Origin of the sequence: Streptomyces sp. NBC_00569, assembly GCF_036345255.1 — a bacterium.
GTDB lineage: Bacteria > Actinomycetota > Actinomycetes > Streptomycetales > Streptomycetaceae > Streptomyces.
The window spans coordinates 9,390,495-9,413,942 of the sequence record NZ_CP107783.1 but is presented as its reverse complement, the minus strand read 5'-3'; the positions used below and the strand labels follow the sequence as shown (position 1 = coordinate 9,413,942).

Sequence of the window (23,448 nt, the reverse complement as noted above, 5' to 3'; positions counted from 1 at the left end):
GGTCATCCGCCGGATTTCCGGCGGCCGCGCCGGCGCCAGTGCCACACTGCGCCGACCGCGACGGAGGCAACGAACAGGACGATGCCCACGACCGGCCAGTCGCTGTCGGCGATCCGCGCGCCCGTCAAGAGGGTGGCCACGACCAGGACGACCGGCAGCAGCAGGGAAACGAGGGTGCGGGCGGCGCCGACGATCATGGAAGGGTCGAGGTGCGGTCGCCTTCGGGACACCGGCGCGGAATCGGTGAAGTAGAAGGCTGTGGCCCGGTCCGTCAATCGGGTGGTGGCCTGGTGGTACGACATCGCCATGTAGGGCACCCAGATCAAGGGGGCGACGATGCCCACCACGAACACGAGCCCCAACAGAACCCATCGGCATGCCTGCACCAGCCTGTGTGACCAGCCGGTGCGTTCGGACGCGGTGAGCAGTCCCAGCACGCGAGCCATGCGCAGGGTCAGGTACCACAGGACTGCGGGACGCCGAAGCGCGGATCGCTTGCCGGTGGCCGCCGGTTTCCGATGGCAGTCCGCGAGGGCGTCCCGGGCCTGGTCGACGTTCTCGTGCACGCCCTGGAGGACGAGGAGTTCGGCGGCACGGTCGTCGGCCGTGGGATCGCCGCCTTTCAGCGCGGCCAGCTCCAGGACCGTACGGGCCTGGCGGAGCAGCGCAGCACAGAACGCGACCGGTACGAAGATCAGGAACGGGCCGCCGACGAAGGCGCCCTCGGACACCGTGGCACGCCACCCCTTGGCAATCACCAGTGCGCGGAGCCCCGCCGCATCCATGTCCGGGTGGTCCTTCTCGATGCGGGCGACCGAGCGGGCGGCGGTCGGCCCGAACCGCCGCACCGCGAACGCGGCCAGGGTCTCGGGGAGGCACTGCGGATCGTGGAGTGTCGACCTGAGGAGCCACCGTGCGGGCGACAGCCCAGGAGCGGTGTCAGGGGGTACTGATCGTGAGTCTGGCACGGCGTGGCTTCGGTTTCATCGCGTCGTGCGACCGGGTGACGACCGTCGCGTCTCGAAACTTGATCAGTTCTTGCTTCTGCCACGGAAGCTGCGCGGCCCCGACCACTTCGGCACGGCGGGACGCGTCGAACATCGGAACGGTCGGCGTGGCCACGCTCGTCCTCCAGCGATCAGCCGGTCCTGGGCCGGTGCCCATCAGTAACCGCCGAAGGCCCACAAGGTGCATCTCGGACATACCGCGATTGTTGCAGCCGTCGGGCACTCAGTACCGCAACGGAATGCCCACAGGCGTACCAGTCGGCGGAGAAGCAGGCCCGCACGGCGGCGCCCTGTAACGCCCCCACCTGGGAAGTCTTCGACTCCAGCAGCATCGCCCCCACCCCCACCTGCGCCGCGCGCGGAACTCCGACGAGGGCGGCCGCAGCCTGCTCCTGGTCGCCCAGCTCGCGGAGCGCCGGGTCACACGCCGCAGCCGCGAGGCAAAGGCCATCCGGGCGGATCAGGCCCCACCCGACGAATCCGCGCGGCGGTCACAGCCTGCTCTCGGCTCTGCCTCCGCAGGGGGCAGCACCCGCGGAGGCTTCAGCGCACCCGGCCCTGGAGACGGCGCGCCGTCCCCTCCACGCCCAATTGGCCTGCCGTACAGGGGCGTTGAAGACGGACGAGGGAGCGAAGGGGGGCCACTCGCGCCGGACGGCGCCGACGTCGTCGGGCGGTTCATCGCCGGCGAACCGGTCGGCGAGCAGCATGAGGGGCAGGACGCGCCTCCACCGCTTCGATGATCTCGGGGGTGGTGCTCAGGCGGTGTGCGCCTCCACCGCATCGATGATCTCGGGCCAGAGCTCGCGCGGGCGGTCGTGGCCCATGTCGGGGATCAGCATGAGCTTCGCCGCGGGTACGAGTTCCGCGGTGCGCTCGCCTCCGCTCGGGGTGATCAGCGTGTCGTCCACACCGTGGATCACCAGCGTCGGCACCCCCAGGGTCCGGAGCGCCTCCGCGCGCGAGCCGTCGAGGATCATCGCTCCGAGCTGGCGCCCGGCTCCCGCCGGGTAGTAGGCCCGGTCGTAACTGCGGGCAGCCAGCTCGCGAAGGAGTGCGGAGTCGCCGTATCGCCTGGACGCCCACACCAGTTCGCGATCCGCCGCCGCGATGTATCCCTCGCGGTCCGACGGCTTCGGGCTCAGGAGTACCGCTTGGGCCTCGGGGTCGGCCCGGCCGTATTCGGGTTCGCCCGTCGAGGACATCATCGACGTGAGGGTCAGGACCCGGGTGGGCCGGATGATCGCCATCTTCTGGGCGATCATTCCGCCCATCGAGGTCCCGACCACATGAGCGCCTTCGATGCCGAGCGCGGTGAGCAGGTCGAGGCCGTCGGCTGCCATGTCCGTCAGCGTGTAAGGGATCATGGCGAGCGCGGAGGCGATGTCCCCCGAACTCACAGCCGCGACGAACCGGGCCATGTCGACGGGATGCTCGTCGAACTTGGTGGACAGCCCGCAGTCGCGGTTGTCGTAGCGGATCACATAGCGGCCACGGTCGGCCAGCGCGCGGCAGAAGTCCTCGTGCCAGGCGATCATCTGGGCGCCGAACCCCATCACCAGCAGGACAGGCGGGTCAGCAGGATCACCGAACGTCTCGTACGCGAGGGACATTCCGGGCGAGACTTCGACAAGTGGCATGCCCGGATCTTCGCAGGACCGGAGGTCGCCGCGCATGTGGGATATCTGCCGCCGGATGTCGGTGGTGTCGATGCCCTCCACACCTCACACGGATCCGCGATGCCCAGCACCCCTGGCCCGTGGCCGGGGGTGCGCGATGCTCCCCCGGCCACGGGCCAGGGCCGTGCGGTCGGTGATGTGTGCTGTCAGGCCGTCGCGGTCCTTACGTGGTGTGCCGTCAGGCGTTCGTGGTCCTCGCGTGGTGTGTCGTCAGGCCTTCGCCGTCCTTAGGTGGTGTGCCGTCAGGCCTTCGTGGTCCTCGCGTGGTGTGTCGTCAGGATGCGATGGATCAGGCGGGCGCCCGCTCGGGCGGTGCGGTGGTCGGTGTCGAGGTCGGGGTTGAGTTCCGCGACGTCGACCACGAGCGGCTTTCCGCCGGCCGCCACCCTGGCGCAGACGTGCTCGACGATCTCCATCTGCACTCCGTGGGCGGCCGGGGCGCTGACGCCGGGGGCCACTGCGGCCGGGAGCACGTCGAGGTCGATGCTGAGGTGCAGCACGTCATGGCTGTCGATGAACTCGTCCGTGAAGGCGTCGACCGCGGGCAGGTTCAGCACACCGCACTCGGTGTCCGGCAGGTAGCGGACACCGAGGCGGTCCGCGGTGCGGAACAGATGCGCGGTGTTGCTCGGCTGGCTGACCCCGAGCACCCGGTAGTCGAGCCGGTGCCCGCGCCGCTCCTCGCTCCGCGCCATCTGCAGGAACGGCGTACCCGAGCTCGCGCGCACATCGTCACGGAGGTCGAAGTGCGCGTCGAGGTTGAGCACTCCGAGCCGCCCGCCGGCCTGGACGGCCCGCGTGGAGACGAGCCCCAGGTACGTGCCGTACGCCACCTCGTGGCCGCCGCCGAGGACCACGACGGGAACACCGCGGTCGACGAGCGGGCCGACGACCCGCCCGAGGCGGTGGTGACCCGATTCCAGCTCCCCGTCGGTGACTTCGATGTCTCCGGCGTCGAGCGCGGTCAGCGGCGCGGGCAGGGCCATCGGGGCGAGGGCGGCGCGCAGTTCGCGCGGACCGTTCGCCGCGCCCTGGCGGCCCTTGTTGCGGCGTACGCCCTCGTCGCTGCGGAAACCGACGAACGCGGCGTCCCACGGTCCCGGGGCGCCGGTGTCGGTGCTGATCGCGTGGTGCCAGCGCAGGTGCTCGGTCCCCGGGCCGTCGTCCCGGCCGTGCCAGCGTTCGGGGGCCGCGTCCACGGTGAGTTCGATCGCGGCGACAGCACTCACCGGGAGTCGTTCCCTTCGGTCATCGGGATGCGCACGCCGCGGTCCTGTGCCACGGAGGCGGCGTGCTCGTAGCCGGCGTCGACGTGGCGGATGACGCCCATGCCGGGGTCGTTGGTGAGCACGCGCGACAGCTTCTGCGCGGCGAGTTCGGTGCCGTCCGCGATGCAGACCTGACCCGCGTGGATGGAGCGGCCCATGCCGACGCCGCCGCCGTGGTGGATGGACACCCAGGAGGCGCCGGAGGAGGTGTTCACCAGGGCGTTGAGCAGGGGCCAGTCGGCGATGGCGTCGGAGCCGTCGAGCATCGACTCGGTCTCGCGGTACGGCGAGGCGACGGAGCCGGAGTCGAGGTGGTCGCGGCCGATGGCGAGCGGGGCGGACAGCTCGCCGCTCGCGACCATCTCGTTGAACTTGACGCCGGCGCGGTGGCGTTCACCGTAGCCGAGCCAGCAGATACGGGCGGGCAGGCCCTCGAACTCGACGCGCTCGGCGGCCATCTTGAGCCAGCGGTGCAGGTGCTCGTTCTCAGGGAAGAGCTCCATGATCGCGCGGTCCGTGGCCTCGATGTCCTTGGGGTCGCCGGACAGGGCCGCCCACCGGAAGGGGCCGAGGCCCTCTTCGAACAGCGGCCGGATGTGGGCCGGGACGAAGCCGGGGAAGTCGAAGGCGCGCCGGTAGCCGGCCTTGCGGGCCTCGTCGCGGATCGAGTTGCCGTAGTCGAAGACCTCGGCACCGGCGTCGAGGAAGCCGACCATGGCCTCGACGTGGCGGGCCATCGACTCGCGGGAGCGGCGGGTGAAGTCGGCGGGGTCCTTGCGGGCCTGCTGGTGCCACTCCTCGAGGCTCACGCCGACGGGAAGGTAGGCCAGCGGGTCGTGCGCGGAGGTCTGGTCGGTCACGATGTCGATCGGCGCGCCCATGTCGAGGAGCCGCGGGAACACCTCGGCGGCATTGCCGGCGAGGCCGATGGACAGCGGGCGGCGGGCCTCCTTGGCCTCGATGGCGAGGCTCAGCGCGTGGTCGAGGTCATCGGCGGCGACGTCGAGGTAGCGGTGGGCGATGCGGCGCTCGATGCGGGTGGGGTCGACGTCGACGCAGATCGCGACGCCGTCGTTCATGGTCACCGCGAGCGGCTGGGCGCCACCCATGCCGCCGAGGCCCGCGGTCAGGGTGAGGGTGCCCGCGAGGCTGCCGTTGAACTTCTTGCGGGCGACGGCGCCGAAGGTCTCGTAGGTGCCCTGCAGGATGCCCTGGCTGCCGATGTAGATCCACGAGCCGGCGGTCATCTGCCCGTACATGGTCAGGCCCTCGGCCTCCAGCTTGCGGAACTCCTCCCAGTTGGCCCAGTCTCCGACCAGGTTGGAGTTGGCGAGCAGGACGCGGGGGGCCCACTCGCTGGTGCGCATCACGCCGACCGGCTTGCCGGACTGCACCAGCATCGTCTCGTCGTCCTTGAGCGTCTTCAGGGTGCGCACGATCGCGTCGAAGGACGCCCAGTCGCGTGCGGCCTTGCCGGTCCCGCCGTAGACGACCAGGTCTTCGGGGTGCTCGGCGACCTCGGGGTCGAGGTTGTTCATGAGCATGCGCAGGGCGCCCTCCTGCTGCCAGCCGAGGCAGTTGAGTTCACTGCCACGAGGGGCGCGGATGTGGCGGGACTCCGGGGAAACGCCGGTCATGTTCTCTCCTGGTCGATGGCGGTGGGGTTGCGTGCTCCATGACAGGCGAGGCGCCGGACGCGTTCCAGCGGCGGCCCCCGAGATTCTCGGATCCGAGAACGTCGCCGGGCCGGCGGTGATGTGGGGGCGCGCAGGGGCACGGGTTCCGTGCGGGCCGCCTCGCCTAGGATTGCCGTGGTGTTCGCGAATGTGGCGCGACGGATCCATGGGGTACGAGGACGGTGGACGGCTTGGTCGTGGACGCTGCGGAGATCGCCCGGCTCTATGCGCGGCAGACGCCCGGTTCCGCCCCCGCCTATCAGCGGATCAAGGATCTCGTGGCCGGGGAGATCCTGGGTGGGCGCTGGCGCGAGGGCGAGGCGCTTCCCTCGGAGAGCCAGTTCGTCGAGTCTCTGGGCCTGTCCCGTATGACGATCAACCGCGCTCTGCGCGAGCTGAGCGCCGACGGGCTGCTCCGGCGCGTCATGGGCGTGGGCACGTTCGTGGCGCGGCGCAAAGGCAGTTCCGCGCTGGCCGGGGTGCACAACATCGCCGACGAGGTCCGGGACCGCGGGCATGGCTACTCGGCCCGGGTGCTGTCCCTCCGTGAGGAGCTCCCCGACCCCGAGATCAGTGCTCAGCTCGGCCTCGACGGGCGCCGCAGCGCGTTCCGCTCACGTGTCGTGCACCTGGAGGACGGTGCGGCGGTCCAGTTGGAGGACCGCTACGTCCACCCGGATTTCGCCCCCGGCTATCTCGACCAGGACTTCACCGCGGGCACGCCGTTCACGTTCCTGTCCGAGGTCGCCCCGCTGGGCAAGGGCGAGCACATCGTGGAGGCGGTCCTGCCGTCCGCCGAGGAGTGCGAGATCCTCGGCATCGGCCCGTCCGAGCCGTGCCTGCTCATCCAGCGCCGCACCTGGTCCGGGGATGCGGTCGTGAGCGTCGCGCGGCTGATCCATCCCGGGTCCAGGTACCGCTTGGTGGGGACGTTCGACGCCCACTGAGCCGGGCTGCCGTCAGCGCGCCCGGGTGGGGGCCGGTTTCGCGGTCGGGCGTCGGCCGGACATCGCGGCCGTCAGTCGTGCCGCCCCCTTTTCCAGGACCTCGCGGACGTGGTCGGCGTCGTGCCGGCTGTAGTGCAGTTGCCAGGTGCTGCTGAGTGCGGCGACGGGCCGTTCGTGGTGGTCGAAGGCCGCGACGCCCAGTGACCGGACGCCCTCGGAGACCAGTTCGACCTCCTCCGACCAGCCGCGTGCGCGGTCGCGGGCCAGCAGGTCGAGGAGTTCCGGCAGCGAGCGGGGTCCTTTGCCGGTGCGCGTGATGAGGTCCGCCTGCCGGGGGAAGAGCGCCCGCACCTGCGCCGGGCCCACATGGGCGAGAAGCGCGCGCCCGTTGGCCGTGAGGTGGGCGGGCAGCCGGACGCCGACGTCGGTGACGAGGGAGATGTCCGCGTCGCCGGACCTGTTCGACGGGGGCCGTTCCTTGAGCAGGTAGACGGTCTCCGCGCCGTGGACGATGCCCAGGTGCACGGTCTGGCCCAGACGTGCCGAGGCGCTGCGCAGGATGGGACGCGCGAGGCGCTCCAGCGGTTCGTGGCGCAGATAGGCCGAGCCGATCTCGAAGGACGCGACTCCAAGACCGTACGCCTGCTCCTTGGGGAGGTAGGTGACGAAGCCGCGGTCCACCAGGACCGAGAGGACGTGGTACGCGGACGATCTGGGGATGTCGAGTTCGCGGGCCAGGGCCGCGGCCTGGACGGGGCCCGAGCGTCCGGCGAGGTGCAGCAGGATGTCCAGCGCGCGGCCGACGGCAGGCGAGGCACTGGACGCCGTTGTCCGTTCACCCATTGGTCCACCTCTTGACTCGTCTGTATATACAGGAATATACAAGGGCCTTCGTCATGCGGGAGTGCTGACGAACGCCGTCGACCGGCACGTGATGCAGCCCCGCCACCTCACCCGGAACCCGGCGTTCCCAAGGAGGACCTGCTTTGTCCACCGACACCACGTCCCTGCAACGCGGACTCAAGTCCCGGCACATACGCTTCATCGCCCTGGGTTCCGCGATCGGGACCGGCCTCTTCTACGGCTCCTCGGAGTCCATCAAGGCGGCGGGGCCCGCCGTCCTGCTGGCCTATCTGATCGGTGGCGCCGCGGTCTTCCTCGTCCTGCGCTCGCTGGGCGAGATGGCGGTGAGCAGCCCGTGCGCCGGATCCTTCGGCGAATACGCCACAAAGTACCTCGGACCGCTGCCGGGTTTCCTCACCGGCTGGACGTACGCCCTCGAAATGGTCTTCGTCTGTCTGGCGGACATCACGGCGCTCGGCGTCTACATGAGCTTCTGGTTCCCGGACGTGCCACGGTGGATCTGGCTCCTCGCGGCCGTCGGCATCATCGGCGCGATGAACCTGTTCAGCGTCAAGGTCTTCGGTGAGCTGGAGTTCTGGCTCTCCTTCGCCAAGGTCGTCGCCATCATCGCGATGATCCTCGCCGGCCTCGCGATCATCGTCTTCGGCTTCGGCAGCAACGGCGACGCGGGCATCTCGAACCTGTGGAGCAACGGCGGGTTCATGCCCAACGGCATCCAGGGCCTGGTCCTGTCCTTCGCGGTGGTGATGTTCGCCTTCGGCGGCACGGAGATCATCGGCGTCACCGCCGGCGAGGCGCAGAACCCGGAGAAGACCATTCCGAGCGCCGTGAACTCCATCCCGATCCGCATCGTGCTCTTCTACGTGCTGACGCTCGCGGTCCTCATGTCGCTCAACCCGTGGGAGCACATCGGCGCCAAGGGCAGCCCGTTCGTCGAGATCTTCGCCGGCATCGGCGTCGCCTCCGCGGCCACCGTGCTGAACGTCGTGGTCATCATCGCGGCCCTGTCGGCGATCAACAGCAACATCTTCGCCGCCGGACGCATCATGTACGGCATGGCCGAGCGCAACCAGGCGCCGTCCGTCATGCGCCGCCTCTCCCGCAACGGCGTGCCGTGGATGACCGTCGTCATCATGATCGGCGCACTCCTCTTCGGTGTGCTCCTGAACTACCTCATGCCCGAGCGGGTGTTCCTCGTCATCGCCTCGATCGCGACCTTCGCCACGGTGTGGGTCTGGCTGATGATCCTCCTGTCCCAGGTCAGCGCGCGCCGCAGGATGTCCGCGCGGGAGGTCGCCGCGCTGAAGTACCCGGCGCCGTTCTGGCCCTACGGCCAGATCATCACCATCGTCTTCATGGTCTGCGTGGTGGTGCTCCTCGCGTTCTCGGACAGCACCCGGATCGCACTGGTCGTCGGCGGGGTGTGGCTGGCCCTGATGACGTGCGTGTACTACCTCTGGCTGCGCCCCCGGGCCCGGCGGGCGGCAGCGGCCGGCACCGCGCCCCAGGTCTCGTACGGGAACGAGTCGGCCGAAGGCCAGGAGCCCTCGCACGCGGACGACGCCAGGGCCGGGACGGAGCCCGTGCACCAGCGATAACGGCGACAAAAGGGCCGGCGGAACCGCGAGAGCGACGGTTCCGCCGGCCCTTTTCGCGTGGGGCCCGGACCGCGGACGGGCCCGTGATCAGCCCGGGATCGCGGTGCATGGGGCAACTGTCTGGGATCCCAGACAGTAACCCTCCGCAGCCACTGACGAAGACGTTCCGTTTTCGGGCTTCATGGAGTCATGAACGAAACCTTCGTAGGGGTCGGCCCCCTCTCCGTCGCCGATGTCGTGTCCGTCGCCCGGCACGGGGCCCGCGTGACCCTCACCCACGAAGCCCTGGGCGAGATAGCCCAGAGCCGCAAAGTGGTCGAGAACCTCGCCAACGACGTCGTGCCCCACTACGGCGTCTCCACGGGCTTCGGTGCCCTGGCCACCCGTCACATCCCGCTGGAGCTGCGCGCGCAGCTCCAGCGCAGCCTTGTGCGCTCGCACGCCGCCGGCTCCGGCGCCGAGGTCGAGCGCGAGGTCGTCCGCGCCCTCATGCTGCTGCGTCTTTCGACGCTCGCCACCGGCCGCACCGGTGTGCGCCCCGACACCGCCCAGGCCTACGCCGACCTGCTCAACGCCGGCATCACGCCGGTCGTCCACGAGTACGGCTCGCTCGGCTGCTCCGGCGACCTCGCCCCGCTCGCCCACTGCGCCCTCGCCGTCATGGGCGAAGGACAGGTGCGTGACGCGAAGGGCGACCTGATGTCCGCCGCGGACGCGCTCGCCGCCGCCGGCCTCTCCCCCGTCACGCTGCACGAGAAGGAGGGCCTGGCCCTCATCAACGGCACGGACGGCATGCTCGGCCAACTCGTCATGGCCGCGCACGACTTGCAGATGCTGCTGCGCACCGCCGACATCGCCGCCGCCATGAGCGTCGAGGGCCAGCTCGGCACGGACGCCGTGTTCGCCGCCGACCTCCAGGCCCTGCGCCCGCACCCGGGCCAGGGTTCGAGTGCCGCCAACCTCACCGCCCTCCTGAAGGGGTCGGAGATCGTCGCGAGCCACCGCGGTCCGGAGTGCACCCGGGTCCAGGACGCATACTCGCTGCGCTGCACCCCGCAGGTCCACGGCGCCGCCCGCGACACGCTGGCGCACGCCGAGACGGTCGCCTCGCGCGAGCTGGCCAGCGCCATCGACAACCCCGTCGTCACGCCGGACGGGCGCGTCGAGTCCAACGGAAACTTCCACGGCGCGCCCGTGGCCTGTGTCCTGGACTTCCTGGCCATCTCCGTCGCCGACGTGGCCTCCGTCAGTGAGCGGCGTACCGACCGCTTCCTCGACGTCGCGCGCAACCACGGCCTGAACGCCTTCCTCGCCGACGACCCGGGCGTGGACTCCGGCCACATGATCGCCCAGTACACCCAGGCGGGCATCGTCTCCGAGCTCAAGCGCCTCGCCGCGCCCGCCTCGGTCGACTCCATCCCCTCCAGCGCCATGCAGGAGGACCACGTCTCCATGGGGTGGGCCGCGGCCCGCAAGCTGCGCCGCGCCATCGACGGCCTGACCCGCGTGGTCGCCGTCGAGATCCTCACCGCGGCCCGCGCGCTCGACCTCCGCGGCCCCCTGGCCCCCGCGCCCGCCACGGCGGCCGTGCTGGCCGGACTGCGCCGCGATGTCGAGGGCCCCGGCACCGACCGGTACCTCGCTCCCGAGATCGAGGCCGCCGTGCAGTTCGTGGCCACCGGCGGCGCCCTCGCGGCCGCCGAGTCGGTGACCGGCCCGCTGGGCTGAACCGATCGGACGTGGTTCCTGTGACCGGACGGGCCCGGTCCCTGTGACCGCTCGCGCCTGATCCCAGAAAGCCGAACTCCCGCCGCCGGCCTGTCCGGCGGCGGGAGTTCGGCTTCTGCGTGAGGCGCACCGCTTCTAGGTGAGGTGTCCCGCAGTCTGCGTACGGGCCTGTGCGTCGGCCACCCCGCCGATGCGCCGGCTCAGTTGGTTCGCCGTACGGGTCACCTGCGCGGCGATCCGCCGCTGTTGCTCCTCCCCGACCTCGTCGCCGCGGAACGTGACCGCGACTCCGGCGACGGGGTGCGCGCCGTGGTCGAGGACCGCGGCCGCCACGGACGAGAAGCCCGGCGTCACCTCGCCGTCCTCCGTGGCGTACCCCCGCCGCCGCGCCTCCACGAGGAGTTGGCGGAGCGCGGTCAGCGAGCCGGGACCGGACTCGTTGCGCAGGACGAAGGCCGACGCGTCGGGGAACAGGGCCCGCACCTGCGCCTGCGGCAGGCGGGCCAGGACCGCCCGGCCGCTTGCGGTGAGGTGGGCCGGCAGCCGGACACCGACCTCGGTCACCAGGGGCGCGCGTCCCGGCGCCCGTTCCTCGATCACGTAGATGACCTCGCGGCCGTGCAGTACGGCGAGGTGCGCGTTGTGGCCCGTGCTGTCGACGAGCCTGGCCAGCGGCACCCGCGCCAGGCGCTGGAAGGGCGCCTGCCTGCTGTATCCGGAGGCCAGTTCGAAGGCGCTGACGCCCAGTCCGTAGCGTCGCTCCTCCAGCAGATGCACGACGAAGCCCTCGCGCGCCAGGGTGTCGAGCAGGTGGTACGTCGTCGAGCGGGGAAGCCCGACGTCGCGGCTGATCGCCGCGGCGGGTACGGGCCCTGCCTGGCCCGCGAGATAGCGGAGGATGGCCAGCACCTGGGCGGCGGCGGGAACGGGAGACATACCGGGAGGTTACGTCCGCCCGCCGGCCCCGCCCCCGACCACCCGTACGAAGTCTGAGATACGAGACGCAATGCGGGCGGCGGCCCTGGCACTGCGCCCGGGCCCTGGTGCTTGATGGAAGCCCCCGGTGCGGACGCGCGACGGAACGCCGTCCGCACCGGGGCACTCACTCATCCGCTGCCCGGCCGTGTGCCCACGGATCACGCCGCGCCGCCAGGACCTGGCCGCAGCATCCACGGAGAGATTCACATGCCAGTCCCCCAGCCCCTCGCCGAAGCCGGGCGCCCCGGTGCTGATCTGCCCGGCGCCTCCACTCTCATCACGAACATCGGCGCCCTCGTCACCAACGACGCCACGCTCGGGACGGGTGCGCTCGGCCTGATCACCGACGCCGCGCTGGTCATCGACGGCACCGACGTCGCCTGGGTGGGCCCCCGGGCCGAGGCGCCCGCGGCCGACCACAGCTTCGACGCCCAGGGCCGGGCAACCATCCCCGGATTCGTCGACTCGCACTCCCACCTCGTCTTCGCCGGCGACCGCACCGCGGAGTTCAACGCGCGGATGTCGGGCCGCGCCTACAGCGCCGGCGGCATCCGTACGACCGTCGAGGCCACCCGGGCCGCACCGGACAGCGCGCTCCACGCCACCGCCGGGCGCCATGTGTCCGAAGCGCTGCGGCAGGGCACGACCACCGTCGAGATCAAGTCGGGCTACGGCCTCACGGTGGAACACGAGGCCCGGTCGCTGGCCGTCGCCGCCGCCCACACCGACGAGGTGACGTTCCTCGGCGCGCATGTCGTACCCGCCGAGTTCGCCGACGACCCGGCCGGCTACGTCGGCCTGGTGACGGGCCCGATGCTCGACGCGTGTGCGCCGCACGCCCGTTGGGCGGATGTCTTCTGCGAGCGGGGAGCCTTCGACGCGGACCAGGCGCGCGCGATCCTCAAGGCAGCGTCCGCCCGCGGACTCCTGCCGAGGATGCACGCCAACCAGCTCGGCCACGGGCCTGGCGTCCAGCTCGCCGTCGAACTCGGCGCCGCCTCCGCCGACCACTGCACCCACCTCACCGACTCCGACGTCGACGCGCTCGCGCACGGCGACACGGTGGCGACGCTGCTGCCGGGCGCGGAGTTCTCGACGCGGGCGACCTACCCCGACGCACGTCGTCTGCTCGACGCCGGCGCGACCGTGGCGCTGTCCCCCGACTGCAACCCCGGCTCGTCCTTCACGAGTTCGATGGCGTTCTGCGTCGCGCTGGCCGTACGGGAGATGGGCATGACGCCGGACGAGGCACTCTGGTCGGCGACGGCGGGCGGCGCACGGGCGCTGCGCCGCGACGACGTCGGCACGCTGTCGCCCGGGGCGCGCGCCGACCTCGTACTCCTGGACGCGCCCTCGCACGTGCACCTCGCCTATCGCCCCGGCGTTCCCCTCGTCCGCGCCGTCTGGCGCGCCGGCCGGTGCGTCGTCCGGCCCACCTGAGGAATCCCGCGCGCCACTCCCGTACGCGTGCCCCTGTACGCGCGACCCCGTTCGATCACCGCCCTCCCGAGACACGACGTCACAAACGAGGAAGCCACACGATGGGTGACACACCCGCCAATCCGCCTGCCGGCGTGTACAGCAGCGTCCGTCAGCTGCGTGCCGACGCCTGGAGCTCCCTGACCGAACTCGCACGCCAGTGGGCGTCCGACACCTCGAGCGCGGCCCGTAGGCAGGCGACGCAGGAGCGGCTGGACGAACTCTTCCGGCAGTTGCTGCCGATCGAGAACTGCTGGGCCTTCCCCGGCAGGTCCGCCTTCGCCGAACTGCGCCGCCTACGCGCGGCCGAGGACCGGTACGGCCTGGCCCGGCGCACGGACGAACTGCATCGCGCCCTGGGCACGGAGTCGTACCGCAGCGCGACGCCCCGGAAGGCCGAACCGACCACTGTGGCCGGGGAGGAACCGCTTCCGGGCGGGACCACACCCAAGCCGTACTTCGAGGTCCTCGTCGTCGGCGAACTGACCGCGGCGGAGGAGGAGGCGCTGCGCATCTCGCTGCGCGGCCGGCGCCGCGCCGAGGACGAGTTCGTGTACGAGATCGTCGTCGCGCCCAGCTTCGAGGACGCGGTGACGGCGGTCCTCGTCAACCCCGGCCTGCAAGCCGTGGTCATCCACCGGAGGTTCGCCGACCGTTCCCCGTACGACCTGAGTGTCGTCGCGGGCCTGGTCGAACAGCCGCAGGCCGACCCGCTCGCGCAGGACGGGCCCTACGAGCAGCGGGCGCAGGCGCTCGGTGCGCGGCTGCTCGAACTGCGGCCCGAGATGGACCTCTATCTCATGACCGACGGATCGGTGGAGCGGATCGCCGGTGTGCTCAGCAGCGGATTCGCCCGGGTCTTCCACGCGCGCGAAGGGCTGCTCGAACTCCACCTGTCGATTCTGCACGGCGTCCGCGAACGCTTCCGCGCACCCTTCTTCACCGCGCTCAGAGCACACAGCAGACGTCCGACCGGTGTGTTCCACGCCCTCCCCATCTCCCGCGGAACGTCTCTGCTGACGTCGCACTGGATCCCCGAGATGGTCGAGTTCTACGGGCTGAACATCTTTCTCGCCGAGACGTCCGCCACTTCGGGCGGCCTCGACTCCTTGCTGGAGCCGACGGGCCCGCTGCGGGAGGCGCAGGACCTCGCGGCCAAGACGTTCGGAGCGCGCCAGTCGTACTTCGTCACCAACGGCACGTCCACCGCCAACAAGGTGGTCGTGCAGGCCCTGGTACGGCCGGGCGACATCATCCTGGTCGACCGCAACTGCCACAAGTCCCACCACTACGGGCTGATGCTGGCGGGCGCCCAGGTGGTCTATCTCGACGCCTACCCCCTGGACCGGTACGGGATGTACGGGGCCGTGCCGGTGCGGGAGATCAAGCGCAAGCTGCTGGAGCTGCGGCGGGCCGGTCTCCTCGACCGCGTCAAGATGCTGATGCTGACCAACTGCACCTTCGACGGCATCGTCTACAACCCGACGCGGGTGATGGAGGAGTGCCTGGCGCTCAAGCCCGATCTGGCGTTCCTGTGGGACGAGGCGTGGTTCGCCTTCGCCCGCTTCCACCCGGTCTACCGCCGGCGCACCGCCATGGCCGCCGCTCGCACCCTCACGGAGAACCTGCGCGGACCGGGACTCGCCGACCGGTACGCCCGACAGCAGGAGGAGTTGGGCGACGACCCCGACGACGACACACTCCTCGACCACCGGCTCGTCCCCGACCCCGCCAAGGCCCGGATCCGGGTGTACGCCACGCAGTCGACGCACAAGACGCTCACCTCGCTGCGCCAGGGTTCCATGATCCACGTCTTCGACCAGGACTTCAGTCACCGCACGGCGGAGACGTTCCGCGAGGCGTACATGACGCACACCTCCACCTCCCCCAACTACCAGATCCTCGCCTCCCTCGACCTGGGCCGAAGACAGGCCGCGCTGGAGGGGTTCGAGCTGGTGCAGAAGCAGCTCGAACAGGCAGGGGTACTGCGTGACGCGATCGACCAGCACCCTGTACTCAGCCGGTACTTGCGCTTCCTGACGACACCCGACCTGATCCCGGGCGAGTTCCGGGCCTCCGGCGTGGAACAGCCGTTGCGGACGGGCCTGGCACGGATGTCGACCGCGTGGGAGGACGACGAGTTCGTGCTCGACCCGACCCGGGCGACCCTGCACATCGGTCTCACGGGCATCGACGGGGACACGTTCAAGCATGAGCACCTGATGGACCGCTACGGGGTGCAGGTCAACAAGAGCACCCGCAACACGCTGCTGTTCATGACGAACATCGGCACCACCCGCAGCGCCGTCGCCTACCTCATCGAGGTGCTCCTCAAGATCGTCGAGGAACTGGAGGACCGCAAGGACGAGTTGGGCCCGCCTGCCCTGCGTCGACAGGGCGACGACGCCGCCCGGGACACCGTCGTCGCCCTGCCCGACTTCAGCTCCTTCCATCCCGCCTTCCGGCCGGGAGGCCGTACACCCGAAGGGGACATCCGCCGGGCCTTCTACCTGGCGTACGACGAGACGCAGTGCGAGTACCTGTCGGCGGACGAGGTCACCGAGGCCATGACCGGCGGCCGGGACGTCGTCTCGGCCACCTTTGTGACGCCGTACCCGCCCGGCTTCCCCGTGCTGGTCCCCGGGCAGGTCGTCAACGCCGCCGTACTGGACTACATGCGGGCGCTCGACACCAGGGAGATCCATGGATACCGGCCGGAGACCGGGTACCGGGTGTTCACCGAGCAAGCATTGAAGGAGCAGCAGACGCTCCTGGAGTCCGGCAACGGCGCCTGGGCGGCCACCTGATCGATTCGGTCCGGTGTCGGGGGTCCTCGTTGCCGGGTTTCGACGAGGACGATGAGGGAGGGACCGAGGTCCCTCCCTCGACACGGGATTACCGACCGCTTAGTATCCGCAGGCGACCCAGGCAACCCTCGCGTATCCCACGACAGACAGTCGCCGGCCGTCAGCCCTGTCGATCAGCGCGGACGGCCACGACGGAGAGGCCGCCCATGAACGGCGCGCAGTCGCTGATCCGTACTCTCGTCCGTACCGGCGTCGAAGTGTGCTTCGCCAACCCCGGCACATCGGAGATGCACTTCGTCGCCGCGCTCGACTCCGTACCCGAAATGCGCGGCGTGCTCGGCCTGTTCGAGGGTGCCGTCACCGGGGCCGCCGACGGATACGCGCGTATCGCCGGCAAACCGGCCGCCACGCTGCTGCACCTGGGCCCCGGCCTCGGCAACGGGCTGGCCAACCTCCACAACGCGCGGCGGGCCCACACCCCCGTCGTGAACGTGGTGGGCGACCACGCCACCCACCACAAGAAATACGACGCTCCCCTGGAGTCCGACATCGATCCGGTGGCCGGTTCGGTGAGCGGCTGGGTGCGCCGCAGTGACCGGGTCGCCGAGGTCGGGGCCGACACCGCGGCCGCGGTGGCGGCCTCGATGGAGGCACCGGGACAGGTCGCGACGCTGATCCTGCCCGCCGACGCGTCCTGGGACGAGGGCGGCCAGGTCGCCGCACCACTGCCCTCGCGTACTCCTGCGGCTCCCGATCCGCAGACGGTGTCATCGATCGCCGACATCCTGCGCAGCGGCGAACCCGCCGCGCTGCTGATCGGCGGCCCGGCCTGCCGCGAGCCCGGGCTCCTCGCGACCAGCCGGATCGCGAACGCCACCGGCTTGCGCGCGCTGGCGGAGACCTTCCCCGCGCGACTGGAGCGCGGCGCGGGCCTGCCCGCCATCGAGCGTCTGCGCTACCTCGCCGAGCAGGCCGTCCGCCAACTGGACGGCGTCAAGCACCTGATCGTGGCGGGCACCCGCTCCCCGGTGTCGTTCTTCGCCTACCCCGGCAAGCCGAGCGACCTGGTACCGGAGGGCGCCCAGGTGCACACCCTCGCCGATCCGTCCCAGGACGTGGTCGCCGCTCTGGAAGCGCTGGCCGGGCAGGTGGCCGCGGACACGCTCCCGACCCTGGCCGAGCCCGCCCTCCCGGCACTCCCGAGCGGCCCGCTCACCGCGAACAACTGGGCCGAAGTCGTCGGCGCCCTGCTCCCCGCCGGCGCGATCGTCTCGGACGAGGCGAACACCTCCGGCGCGGCCCTGCCGGCGGCGACGGCCGGCGCGCCCCGCCACGACGTCCTCACCCTGACCGGCGGCGCCATCGGGCAGGGCATCCCGGTGGCCACCGGGGCGGCGCTCGCGGCACCGGACCGGCCGGTCGTCAACCTGGAGGCCGACGGCAGCGCGATGTACACGATCTCGGCCCTGTGGACCCAGGCACGCGAGAACCTCGACGTCACCACCGTCATCCTGAACAACAGCGCCTACGCCGTACTGCGCCTCGAAATGCTGCGGGTCGGCGCCGATCTCTCGGGTCCTGCCGCGAAGACGCTGCTCGACCTCTCCTCGCCCGACCTGAACTTCGCAAAGATCGCGGAAGGGATGGGCGTCCCGTCAACACGGGCGACCACCTGCGAGGAACTCGCCGATCAGCTCCGCCACGCGTTCGCGGAACCGGGCCCCCATCTGATCGACGCCGTGGTCCCGCCTCACCTGTAGGGCGCGGCTCCCCCGGACACACCTCCAGGACGCCGCTCCGCAGACGCACGGCGGAGCGGCCGGTGACCGCCCTGCAGGGCACCAGCACATCACCGAGGGGCTACTCGGGCAGTGGCCGGTCCTGCACCACGTTCTTCATGACGAGGGTGGACGTCAGGCGCTGCACACCGGGCAGTTGGGCCAGTTGCTGATCGTAGAGCTGCTGGTAGGCGGCGAGGTCCGCGGTGGCGACGCGCAGCAGGTAGTCAGGGTCGCCGAAGAGACGCTGGGCCTGGATGACGTGAGGGATGGCGGTCACGGCCTCCTCGAAGGCGGTGACGGTGTCGCGGTGCTCCCAGCACAGGGTGGCGAAGACCAGGGCTTCGAAATCCAGGCCGACGGCCGCAGGGTCGACGACGGCGCGATAGCCGCGGATGGCGCCTTCGCGTTCGAGGTCCCGCAGCCGGCGATGGCAGGGCGAGACGCTCAGCTGCACACGGGCGGCCAGCTCGGTGATGGTCAGGCGGCCGTCCAGCTGCAGCTCGGTAAGAATTTTCCGGTCCATGGCGTCCATGGGGAAGATTCTCCCTCAGATGACCCGGTCATGGAGTAAAGACAGGAACACTATCGGACACATCGCGCCTAACCTTCCCTCTCAAGCACGGAAACTGAGAGGGACCGATCGATGGACACGACAACAGTGGCGGCATTTCTGGCGGTGGATCTTCTGCTGGTGTTCACACCGGGCGCCGACTGGGCCTACGCGATCTCCGCCGGGCTGCGGGGCCGGTCGGTCGTCCCGGCGGTCACCGGGCTGATAGCCGGATACGTGGGCTACACCCTGCTCGCCGTCGTGGGCCTGGTGGCGATCGTGGCGAGTTCGGCGACCGTCCTCACGGCGCTGACCCTCGCCGGCGCCGCCTACCTGATGTGGCTGGGCTGGGGCGTTCTTCGCCGCCCGGCGGCCCTGGGCGCGTCCACCGAACCGATGGCCACGTCGCGCGGACAGATCATGCTCAAGGGAGCCGGGATCAGTGGGCTCAACCCCAAGGCGCTGCTCCTGTACTTCTCGCTGTTCCCGCAGTTCATCCACCCGGCGGACGGCTGGCCTGTCGCCGCGCAGACGGGGTTGCTCAGCGTGCTCCACATGACGGCGTGCGCCGTCGTCTACCTCTCGGTCGGTGTCCTCGCCCGCACCGTCCTGAAGACCCGGCCCTCGGCGGCCCGGGCCGTCACCCGCGCTTCCGGCGCCATGATGATCGTCATCGGCGGCATCCTTCTGGCCGAACGCCTGGCCCTCTGACGAAGGCGCCTCACAGCGCTCGCCCACCGAAACCCGAAGTCCGAAGTCCGAAACCCGAAGTCCGAAGTCCGAAGTCCGAAGTCCGAAGTCCGAAGTCCGAAGTCCGAAGTCCGACGAAGGAGAACACGTGGAACGCCACGAGCACCAGGAGCAGGCGACCACCGAAGTGCAGGAGCGCGTCCGGGCCAGCTTCGACCGACAGGGACTGATGGCCCACCTCGGTGCGCGGCTCACGCGCATCGCACCGGGTGTCGTGCACATCGTGCTCCCGGCCCGGCCCGAAGTCACCCAGCAGCACGGCTACTTCCACGCCGGCGCCACCAGTTCCATCGCCGACAGCGCCGGTGGCTACGCGGCCTTCACTCTGTTCCCCGAGAACACCGATGTGCTCACGGTCGAATACAAGATCAACCTGCTCGCGCCCGCCCTCGGGAACCACCTCGAGGCCGTCGGAACCGTCCTCAAGGCAGGGCGGACCCTGACCGTGTGTCAGCTGGAGGTTTTCGCCGCCCAGGACGACGGCGCACGCAAGCTGGTGGCGAACGGGCAGCAGACGCTGATCCGGGTGAACAGGATCGAGTGAGCGGGGGCGGCTCGGCCACACCCCCGGACGAGCGTCCCCTCGACCTCAACTTTAGGGTGACACTTCGGCGTCCCTCCTCTCCTGGCCACGGAGGTCTGCGCGCATGGTTGTGCATGACGTGCTTGGTGCGCGAGCAGTCGTCCAGCGCGTACACCGACAGGTCCCGGCCGTAACCGGATCCCTTGAAGCCGCCCCAGGGAACTTCGGCTGCCAGCACGAGATGTGAGTTGACCGAGCACTGCGTCCGCTTCATGGTCGCGCAGCTGCCCGGCGACGACGTCGCCCCGCATCTGTGGACCGCCCTTGCCGGCAGGCCCCCGCTGCACCCCGAGGCGCCGCGGGGCGCCGCGCGCTGACCCGCGGGCCGCAGAGCCTCCGGCGCGTCACGGGTTCGTCGACTCGCCGCCCCGACAGGCGAGTCGGGCCCGCGGCCAGGCCAGGGGCCGTGGTCAGATGGCGTCGCGCACGGCCCGTTCGAAGCCCTCGACATGTGCGCGGGCGATCTGGGCCGCCGCATCAGGCTCACCGGCGACGATCGCGTCGATCAGCGGTCCGTGCTCCTCGACATGGCCGGCCATGTCGGCGAGCCGGTCGATGAACAGGCACCAGATCCGCGTCGCCAGGTTGTCGTGACGGATGAGAGTGTCTTCCAGGTACGGGTTGTGCGTGGCGGCGTACACGGCACGGTGGACCTTGAGATCCAGGTGCATCAGCTCGGCCGCGTCGCCGTGCCGGGGATCCACGCCTGCCAGCTCACGCCGTACGGCCGTCAGCGCCGCACGGTCCTCGGCCGTGGCCCGCCGCGCCGCACGGGCGGCGGCCAAGGGCTCGAGCTCCAGGCGGACTTCGGAGATATGGGCCAGGTCGGTGATGTTCACTTCGGTGGCGAAGGTGCCGCGCCTCGGATAGGTGGTGACGAGGCGCTCGTACTGGAGCCGCTTGAGGGCCTCGCGCACCGGGGTGCGGCCGACTCCCAGGGACTGGGCGAGCTGGTCCTCGTTGATGGGCGCGCCCGGGCGGATGTCGAGCATGACGAGCTGGTCGCGGATGGCGCGGTAGGCGCGCTCGGCGAGGGACAGCTCCTCGCCACCGACCGTCGGCTCGGTCGCCACGTGCTGCATGAGGCCCCCTTGACCTGTCCATCGAGGTCCCATACCTTACCGCACAGACTGATATATCAGTTGCTCATTAGCCGGCTCTCAGAATGGTGTGCAGATGGCAACGGACGCCCAGTCGATCACCACGCCTACGACCACCCCCGCTTCGCTCCACGCCCTTGCGCTCAGAGAGCTCGACCCGGACATCGCCGCCGCCGTCGACGCCGAGCTGCACCGCCAGCAGTCGACGCTGGAGATGATCGCGTCGGAGAACTTCGCCCCGGCCGCCGTCATGGAGGCCCAGGGATCGGTCCTCACGAACAAGTACGCCGAGGGCTACCCCGGCCGCCGCTACTACGGCGGCTGTGAACACGTGGACGTCGTCGAGCAGTTGGCCATCGACCGGGTCAAGGACCTGTTCGGCGCCGAGGCCGCGAACGTGCAGCCGCACTCGGGCGCCCAGGCCAACGCCGCGGCGATGTTCGCGCTCCTCAGCCCGGGCGACACCATCCTCGGCCTCGACCTGGCGCACGGCGGTCACCTGACCCACGGCATGCGCATCAACTTCTCCGGCAAGCTCTACAACGTCGTGCCGTACCACGTGAGCGAGTCCGACCTGCGTATCGACATGGACGAGGTCGAGCGGCTCGCGCGCGAGCACCGGCCCAAGCTGATCGTCGCCGGCTGGTCGGCCTACCCCCGCCGCCTCGACTTCGCCGCGTTCCGGCGGATCGCCGACGAGGTGGGCGCCTATCTGATGGTGGACATGGCGCACTTCGCCGGGCTCGTCGCGGCCGGACTGCACCCGAGCCCCGTTCCGTACGCGGACGTTGTCACGACCACCACCCACAAGACCCTCGGCGGTCCGCGCGGCGGAGTCGTCCTCAGCCGGGCCGGTCTCGCCAAGAAGATCAACTCCGCGGTGTTCCCCGGGCAGCAGGGCGGGCCCCTCGAGCACGTCATCGCGGCGAAGGCGGTGGCCTTCAAGGTGGCGGCGAGCGAGGAGTTCAAGGAGCGCCAGCAGCGCACGTTGGACGGCGCCCGCATCCTGGCCGGGCGACTGCTCAGCGACGATGTGGCCGAGGCCGGGATCACCGTGCTCACCGGCGGCACCGAGGTCCACCTGGTCCTCGTCGACCTGCGGAACTCCGCGCTCGACGGGCAGCAGGCCGAGGACCGTCTGCACCGCGTCGGCATCACCGTCAACCGCAACGCGGTGCCGTTCGACCCGCGCCCGCCGATGGTCTCCTCCGGCCTGCGGATCGGTACACCGGCGCTGGCCACACGCGGCTTCGGCGCCGAGGAGTTCCGTGAGGTCGCCGACGTCATCGCCGGGGCGCTCAAGCCCGAGCACCTCGGCGAGGAGCAGGCGAGCCTGCTGCGGGACCGGGTCGAGAAGCTCGCCGCCGCGTTCCCTCTGTACCCCCATCTGCCCCGCCTGCCCCGCCCGAACGGAGACGCGGCATGACCGCCCAGCCACAGCCGGCGCCGCCGGAACACCCGGACTTCCTCTGGCGCAACCCCGAGCCGCGCTCCTCGTACGACGTCGTCATCGTCGGCGCGGGCGGGCACGGCCTGGCGACCGCCTACTACCTCGCGAAGGAACACGGCATCACCGATGTCGCGGTCCTGGAGAAGGGCTGGCTGGCCGGCGGCAACATGGCCCGCAACACCACGATCATCCGCTCCAACTACCTGTGGGACGAGAGCGCGGCGATCTACGAGCACGCGCTCAAGCTGTGGGAAGGACTCCCGGAGGAACTGGACTACGACTTCCTGTTCAGCCAGCGCGGCGTCCTCAACCTCGCACACACCCTCCAGGACGTCCGCGAGGGCATGCGCCGCGCCAACGCCAACCGGCTCAACGGAGTCGACGCCGAATGGCTCGACCCGGACCAGGTCGCCGAGGTCTGCCCCATCCTCAACGTCTCCCCCCACACCCGGTACCCGGTGCTCGGCGGCACCTTCCAGCCGCGCGCGGGCATCGCCAAGCACGATCACGTCGCCTGGGCTCTCGCCCGCCGCGCCGACGAGATGGGCGTCGACCTGATCCAGGGCTGCGAGGTCACCGGCTTCGTCAAGGACGGCGAGAAGGTCGTGGGTGTCGAGACCAACCTCGGCCGCATCAACGCCGGCCGGGTCGGCCTCGCGGCCGCCGGGCACAGCAGCGTGCTCGCCGAGCGGGCCGGAGTCCGCCTCCCCGTCCAGTCCCACCCGCTCCAGGCACTGGTCTCCGAGCTCCACGAGCCGGTCCACCCCACCGTCGTCATGTCGAACCACGTCCATGTCTACGTCTCCCAGGCGCACAAGGGCGAACTGGTGATGGGCGCGGGCGTCGACTCGTACAACGGATACGGGCAGCGCGGCTCCTTCCACGTGATCGAAGAACAGATGGCCGCCGCGGTCGAACTCTTCCCGATCTTCGCGCGGGCTCATGTGCTGCGGACCTGGGGCGGCATCGTCGACGTCACCCCGGACGCCTCGCCGATCATCAGCGCCACTCCCGTGGAGAACCTCTTCGTCAACTGCGGCTGGGGCACCGGCGGCTTCAAGGCCACGCCGGCCGCCGGCCTGACCTTCGCGCACACCATCGCGACGGGTGAGGCGCACGCGCTGAACGCCCCCTTCGCCCTCGATCGCTTCACGACGGGCGCACTGATCGACGAACACGGCGCCGCGGCCGTGGCCCACTGAG

At 70.6% G+C, this 23,448-nt stretch carries 20 protein-coding genes and 1 pseudogene; 11 read left to right on the top strand and 10 right to left on the bottom strand.

The features are described from left to right. Positions 1-2 precede the first annotated feature (2 nt). From OHO83_RS42545 to hutU, 5 genes are all read right to left on the bottom strand, one after another. Positions 3-848 (bottom strand): hypothetical protein, encoded by an 846-nt coding sequence (locus OHO83_RS42545; protein ID WP_266680558.1) that lies wholly within the window; start codon positions 846-848, stop codon positions 3-5. 91 nt (positions 849-939) lie between these two features. After that, positions 940-1,122, bottom strand: coding sequence for a hypothetical protein (locus OHO83_RS42540; protein WP_266680556.1), 183 nt, complete (start codon positions 1,120-1,122; stop codon positions 940-942). A 643-nt stretch (positions 1,123-1,765) separates the two neighbouring features. Next, positions 1,766-2,647, bottom strand: a complete 882-nt coding sequence (locus OHO83_RS42535) for an alpha/beta fold hydrolase (protein ID WP_266680553.1) — start codon at positions 2,645-2,647, stop codon at positions 1,766-1,768. 281 nt (positions 2,648-2,928) lie between these two features. Continuing rightward, the gene (gene hutG / locus OHO83_RS42530) at positions 2,929-3,915 is read right to left on the bottom strand and encodes a formimidoylglutamase (RefSeq protein WP_266680547.1); all 987 of its coding nucleotides are present in this window, start codon (positions 3,913-3,915) and stop codon (positions 2,929-2,931) included. Then, the gene (gene hutU, locus OHO83_RS42525; RefSeq protein WP_266680545.1) at positions 3,912-5,591 is read right to left on the bottom strand and encodes a urocanate hydratase; all 1,680 of its coding nucleotides are present in this window, start codon (positions 5,589-5,591) and stop codon (positions 3,912-3,914) included. Before hutU ends, hutG begins: the two co-directional genes overlap by 4 nt. A gap of 236 nt (positions 5,592-5,827) precedes the next feature. Here hutU and hutC point away from each other — a divergent pair, with 236 nt between their 5' ends. Beyond that, on the top strand, positions 5,828-6,577 hold the full coding sequence (hutC, locus tag OHO83_RS42520; protein ID WP_266681764.1) for a histidine utilization repressor: 750 nt from the start codon (positions 5,828-5,830) through the stop codon (positions 6,575-6,577). A gap of 12 nt (positions 6,578-6,589) precedes the next feature. On the opposite strand, the gene OHO83_RS42515 is transcribed toward hutC, so the two are convergent. Further along, positions 6,590-7,420, bottom strand: a complete 831-nt coding sequence (locus OHO83_RS42515) for an IclR family transcriptional regulator (RefSeq protein WP_266680543.1) — start codon at positions 7,418-7,420, stop codon at positions 6,590-6,592. 143 nt (positions 7,421-7,563) lie between these two features. Between OHO83_RS42515 and OHO83_RS42510 the strand changes: the two genes are divergently transcribed. After that, a complete protein-coding gene (locus tag OHO83_RS42510) occupies positions 7,564-9,039 on the top strand; it encodes an amino acid permease (protein ID WP_266680541.1) in 1,476 nt (491 codons plus the stop codon). 189 nt (positions 9,040-9,228) lie between these two features. After that, the gene (hutH, locus tag OHO83_RS42505; protein ID WP_266680539.1) at positions 9,229-10,767 is read left to right on the top strand and encodes a histidine ammonia-lyase; all 1,539 of its coding nucleotides are present in this window, start codon (positions 9,229-9,231) and stop codon (positions 10,765-10,767) included. Positions 10,768-10,902: 135 nt separating this feature from the next. Here hutH and OHO83_RS42500 read toward each other — a convergent pair whose 3' ends face one another. Further along, positions 10,903-11,703 (bottom strand): IclR family transcriptional regulator, encoded by an 801-nt coding sequence (locus OHO83_RS42500; protein WP_266680537.1) that lies wholly within the window; start codon positions 11,701-11,703, stop codon positions 10,903-10,905. A gap of 249 nt (positions 11,704-11,952) precedes the next feature. Here OHO83_RS42500 and hutI point away from each other — a divergent pair, with 249 nt between their 5' ends. The 3 genes from hutI (at position 11,953) to OHO83_RS42485 (ending at position 17,791) form a co-directional block, all read left to right on the top strand. After that, entirely contained in the window at positions 11,953-13,185 is a 1,233-nt protein-coding gene (gene hutI / locus OHO83_RS42495) for an imidazolonepropionase (RefSeq protein ID WP_266680535.1), read from the top strand. Positions 13,186-13,286: 101 nt separating this feature from the next. Next, positions 13,287-16,031 carry an aminotransferase class I/II-fold pyridoxal phosphate-dependent enzyme gene (locus OHO83_RS42490; RefSeq protein WP_266680533.1) on the top strand — a complete coding sequence of 915 codons (2,745 nt, stop codon included), beginning with the start codon at positions 13,287-13,289 and terminating at the stop codon, positions 16,029-16,031. A gap of 206 nt (positions 16,032-16,237) precedes the next feature. Next, a complete protein-coding gene (locus OHO83_RS42485) occupies positions 16,238-17,791 on the top strand; it encodes an acetolactate synthase large subunit (protein ID WP_266680531.1) in 1,554 nt (517 codons plus the stop codon). 100 nt (positions 17,792-17,891) lie between these two features. Here the strand turns inward: OHO83_RS42485 and OHO83_RS42480 are convergent, their stop codons facing one another. Then, a complete protein-coding gene (locus OHO83_RS42480; RefSeq protein ID WP_266680529.1) occupies positions 17,892-18,344 on the bottom strand; it encodes an Lrp/AsnC family transcriptional regulator in 453 nt (150 codons plus the stop codon). Between the two features lie 111 nt (positions 18,345-18,455). Here OHO83_RS42480 and OHO83_RS42475 point away from each other — a divergent pair, with 111 nt between their 5' ends. Both OHO83_RS42475 and OHO83_RS42470 read left to right on the top strand, forming a co-directional pair. Next, positions 18,456-19,073, top strand: a complete 618-nt coding sequence (locus tag OHO83_RS42475; RefSeq protein WP_266680527.1) for a LysE family translocator — start codon at positions 18,456-18,458, stop codon at positions 19,071-19,073. Between the two features lie 208 nt (positions 19,074-19,281). Beyond that, positions 19,282-19,656 carry a PaaI family thioesterase gene (locus OHO83_RS42470; protein WP_266681763.1) on the top strand — a complete coding sequence of 125 codons (375 nt, stop codon included), beginning with the start codon at positions 19,282-19,284 and terminating at the stop codon, positions 19,654-19,656. Positions 19,657-19,831: 175 nt separating this feature from the next. Here the strand turns inward: OHO83_RS42470 and OHO83_RS47155 are convergent. Further along, a pseudogene (locus tag OHO83_RS47155) lies at positions 19,832-19,909 on the bottom strand (hypothetical protein); the annotation flags it as partial. Here OHO83_RS47155 and OHO83_RS42460 point away from each other — a divergent pair. Beyond that, positions 19,884-20,012, top strand: a complete 129-nt coding sequence (locus tag OHO83_RS42460; RefSeq protein WP_266681835.1) for a hypothetical protein — start codon at positions 19,884-19,886, stop codon at positions 20,010-20,012. The pseudogene OHO83_RS47155 and the gene OHO83_RS42460 overlap by 26 nt on opposite strands. Before the next feature lie 93 nt (positions 20,013-20,105). Here the strand turns inward: OHO83_RS42460 and OHO83_RS42455 are convergent, their stop codons facing one another. Further along, entirely contained in the window at positions 20,106-20,777 is a 672-nt protein-coding gene (locus tag OHO83_RS42455) for a GntR family transcriptional regulator (protein WP_266680525.1), read from the bottom strand. A gap of 94 nt (positions 20,778-20,871) precedes the next feature. On the opposite strand from OHO83_RS42455, the gene glyA reads away from it, so the two are divergent. Together glyA and OHO83_RS42445 are read left to right on the top strand one after the other, a co-directional pair. After that, positions 20,872-22,221, top strand: a complete 1,350-nt coding sequence (gene glyA, locus OHO83_RS42450; protein ID WP_266680523.1) for a serine hydroxymethyltransferase — start codon at positions 20,872-20,874, stop codon at positions 22,219-22,221. Continuing rightward, complete coding sequence (locus tag OHO83_RS42445; protein WP_266680521.1) at positions 22,218-23,447, top strand: sarcosine oxidase subunit beta family protein; 1,230 nt, start codon at positions 22,218-22,220, stop codon at positions 23,445-23,447. The genes glyA and OHO83_RS42445 overlap by 4 nt, the downstream gene beginning before the upstream one ends. The last annotated feature ends 1 nt before the right edge of the window (position 23,448 follow it).

Coding starts and splice junctions, on each gene's coding strand:
- OHO83_RS42535 (WP_266680553.1), bottom strand. CDS start 2,647: ATGCCACTTGTCGAAGTCTCGCCCGGAATGTCCCTCGCGTACGAGACG.
- hutU (WP_266680545.1), bottom strand. CDS start 5,591: ATGACCGGCGTTTCCCCGGAGTCCCGCCACATCCGCGCCCCTCGTGGC.
- OHO83_RS42515 (WP_266680543.1), bottom strand. CDS start 7,420: ATGGGTGAACGGACAACGGCGTCCAGTGCCTCGCCTGCCGTCGGCCGC.
- hutH (WP_266680539.1), top strand. CDS start 9,229: ATGAACGAAACCTTCGTAGGGGTCGGCCCCCTCTCCGTCGCCGATGTC.
- OHO83_RS42500 (WP_266680537.1), bottom strand. CDS start 11,703: ATGTCTCCCGTTCCCGCCGCCGCCCAGGTGCTGGCCATCCTCCGCTAT.
- hutI (WP_266680535.1), top strand. CDS start 11,953: ATGCCAGTCCCCCAGCCCCTCGCCGAAGCCGGGCGCCCCGGTGCTGAT.
- OHO83_RS42490 (WP_266680533.1), top strand. CDS start 13,287: ATGGGTGACACACCCGCCAATCCGCCTGCCGGCGTGTACAGCAGCGTC.
- OHO83_RS42485 (WP_266680531.1), top strand. CDS start 16,238: ATGAACGGCGCGCAGTCGCTGATCCGTACTCTCGTCCGTACCGGCGTC.
- OHO83_RS42480 (WP_266680529.1), bottom strand. CDS start 18,344: ATGGACGCCATGGACCGGAAAATTCTTACCGAGCTGCAGCTGGACGGC.
- OHO83_RS42475 (WP_266680527.1), top strand. CDS start 18,456: ATGGACACGACAACAGTGGCGGCATTTCTGGCGGTGGATCTTCTGCTG.
- OHO83_RS42470 (WP_266681763.1), top strand. CDS start 19,282: ATGGCCCACCTCGGTGCGCGGCTCACGCGCATCGCACCGGGTGTCGTG.
- OHO83_RS42455 (WP_266680525.1), bottom strand. CDS start 20,777: ATGCAGCACGTGGCGACCGAGCCGACGGTCGGTGGCGAGGAGCTGTCC.
- glyA (WP_266680523.1), top strand. CDS start 20,872: ATGGCAACGGACGCCCAGTCGATCACCACGCCTACGACCACCCCCGCT.
- OHO83_RS42445 (WP_266680521.1), top strand. CDS start 22,218: ATGACCGCCCAGCCACAGCCGGCGCCGCCGGAACACCCGGACTTCCTC.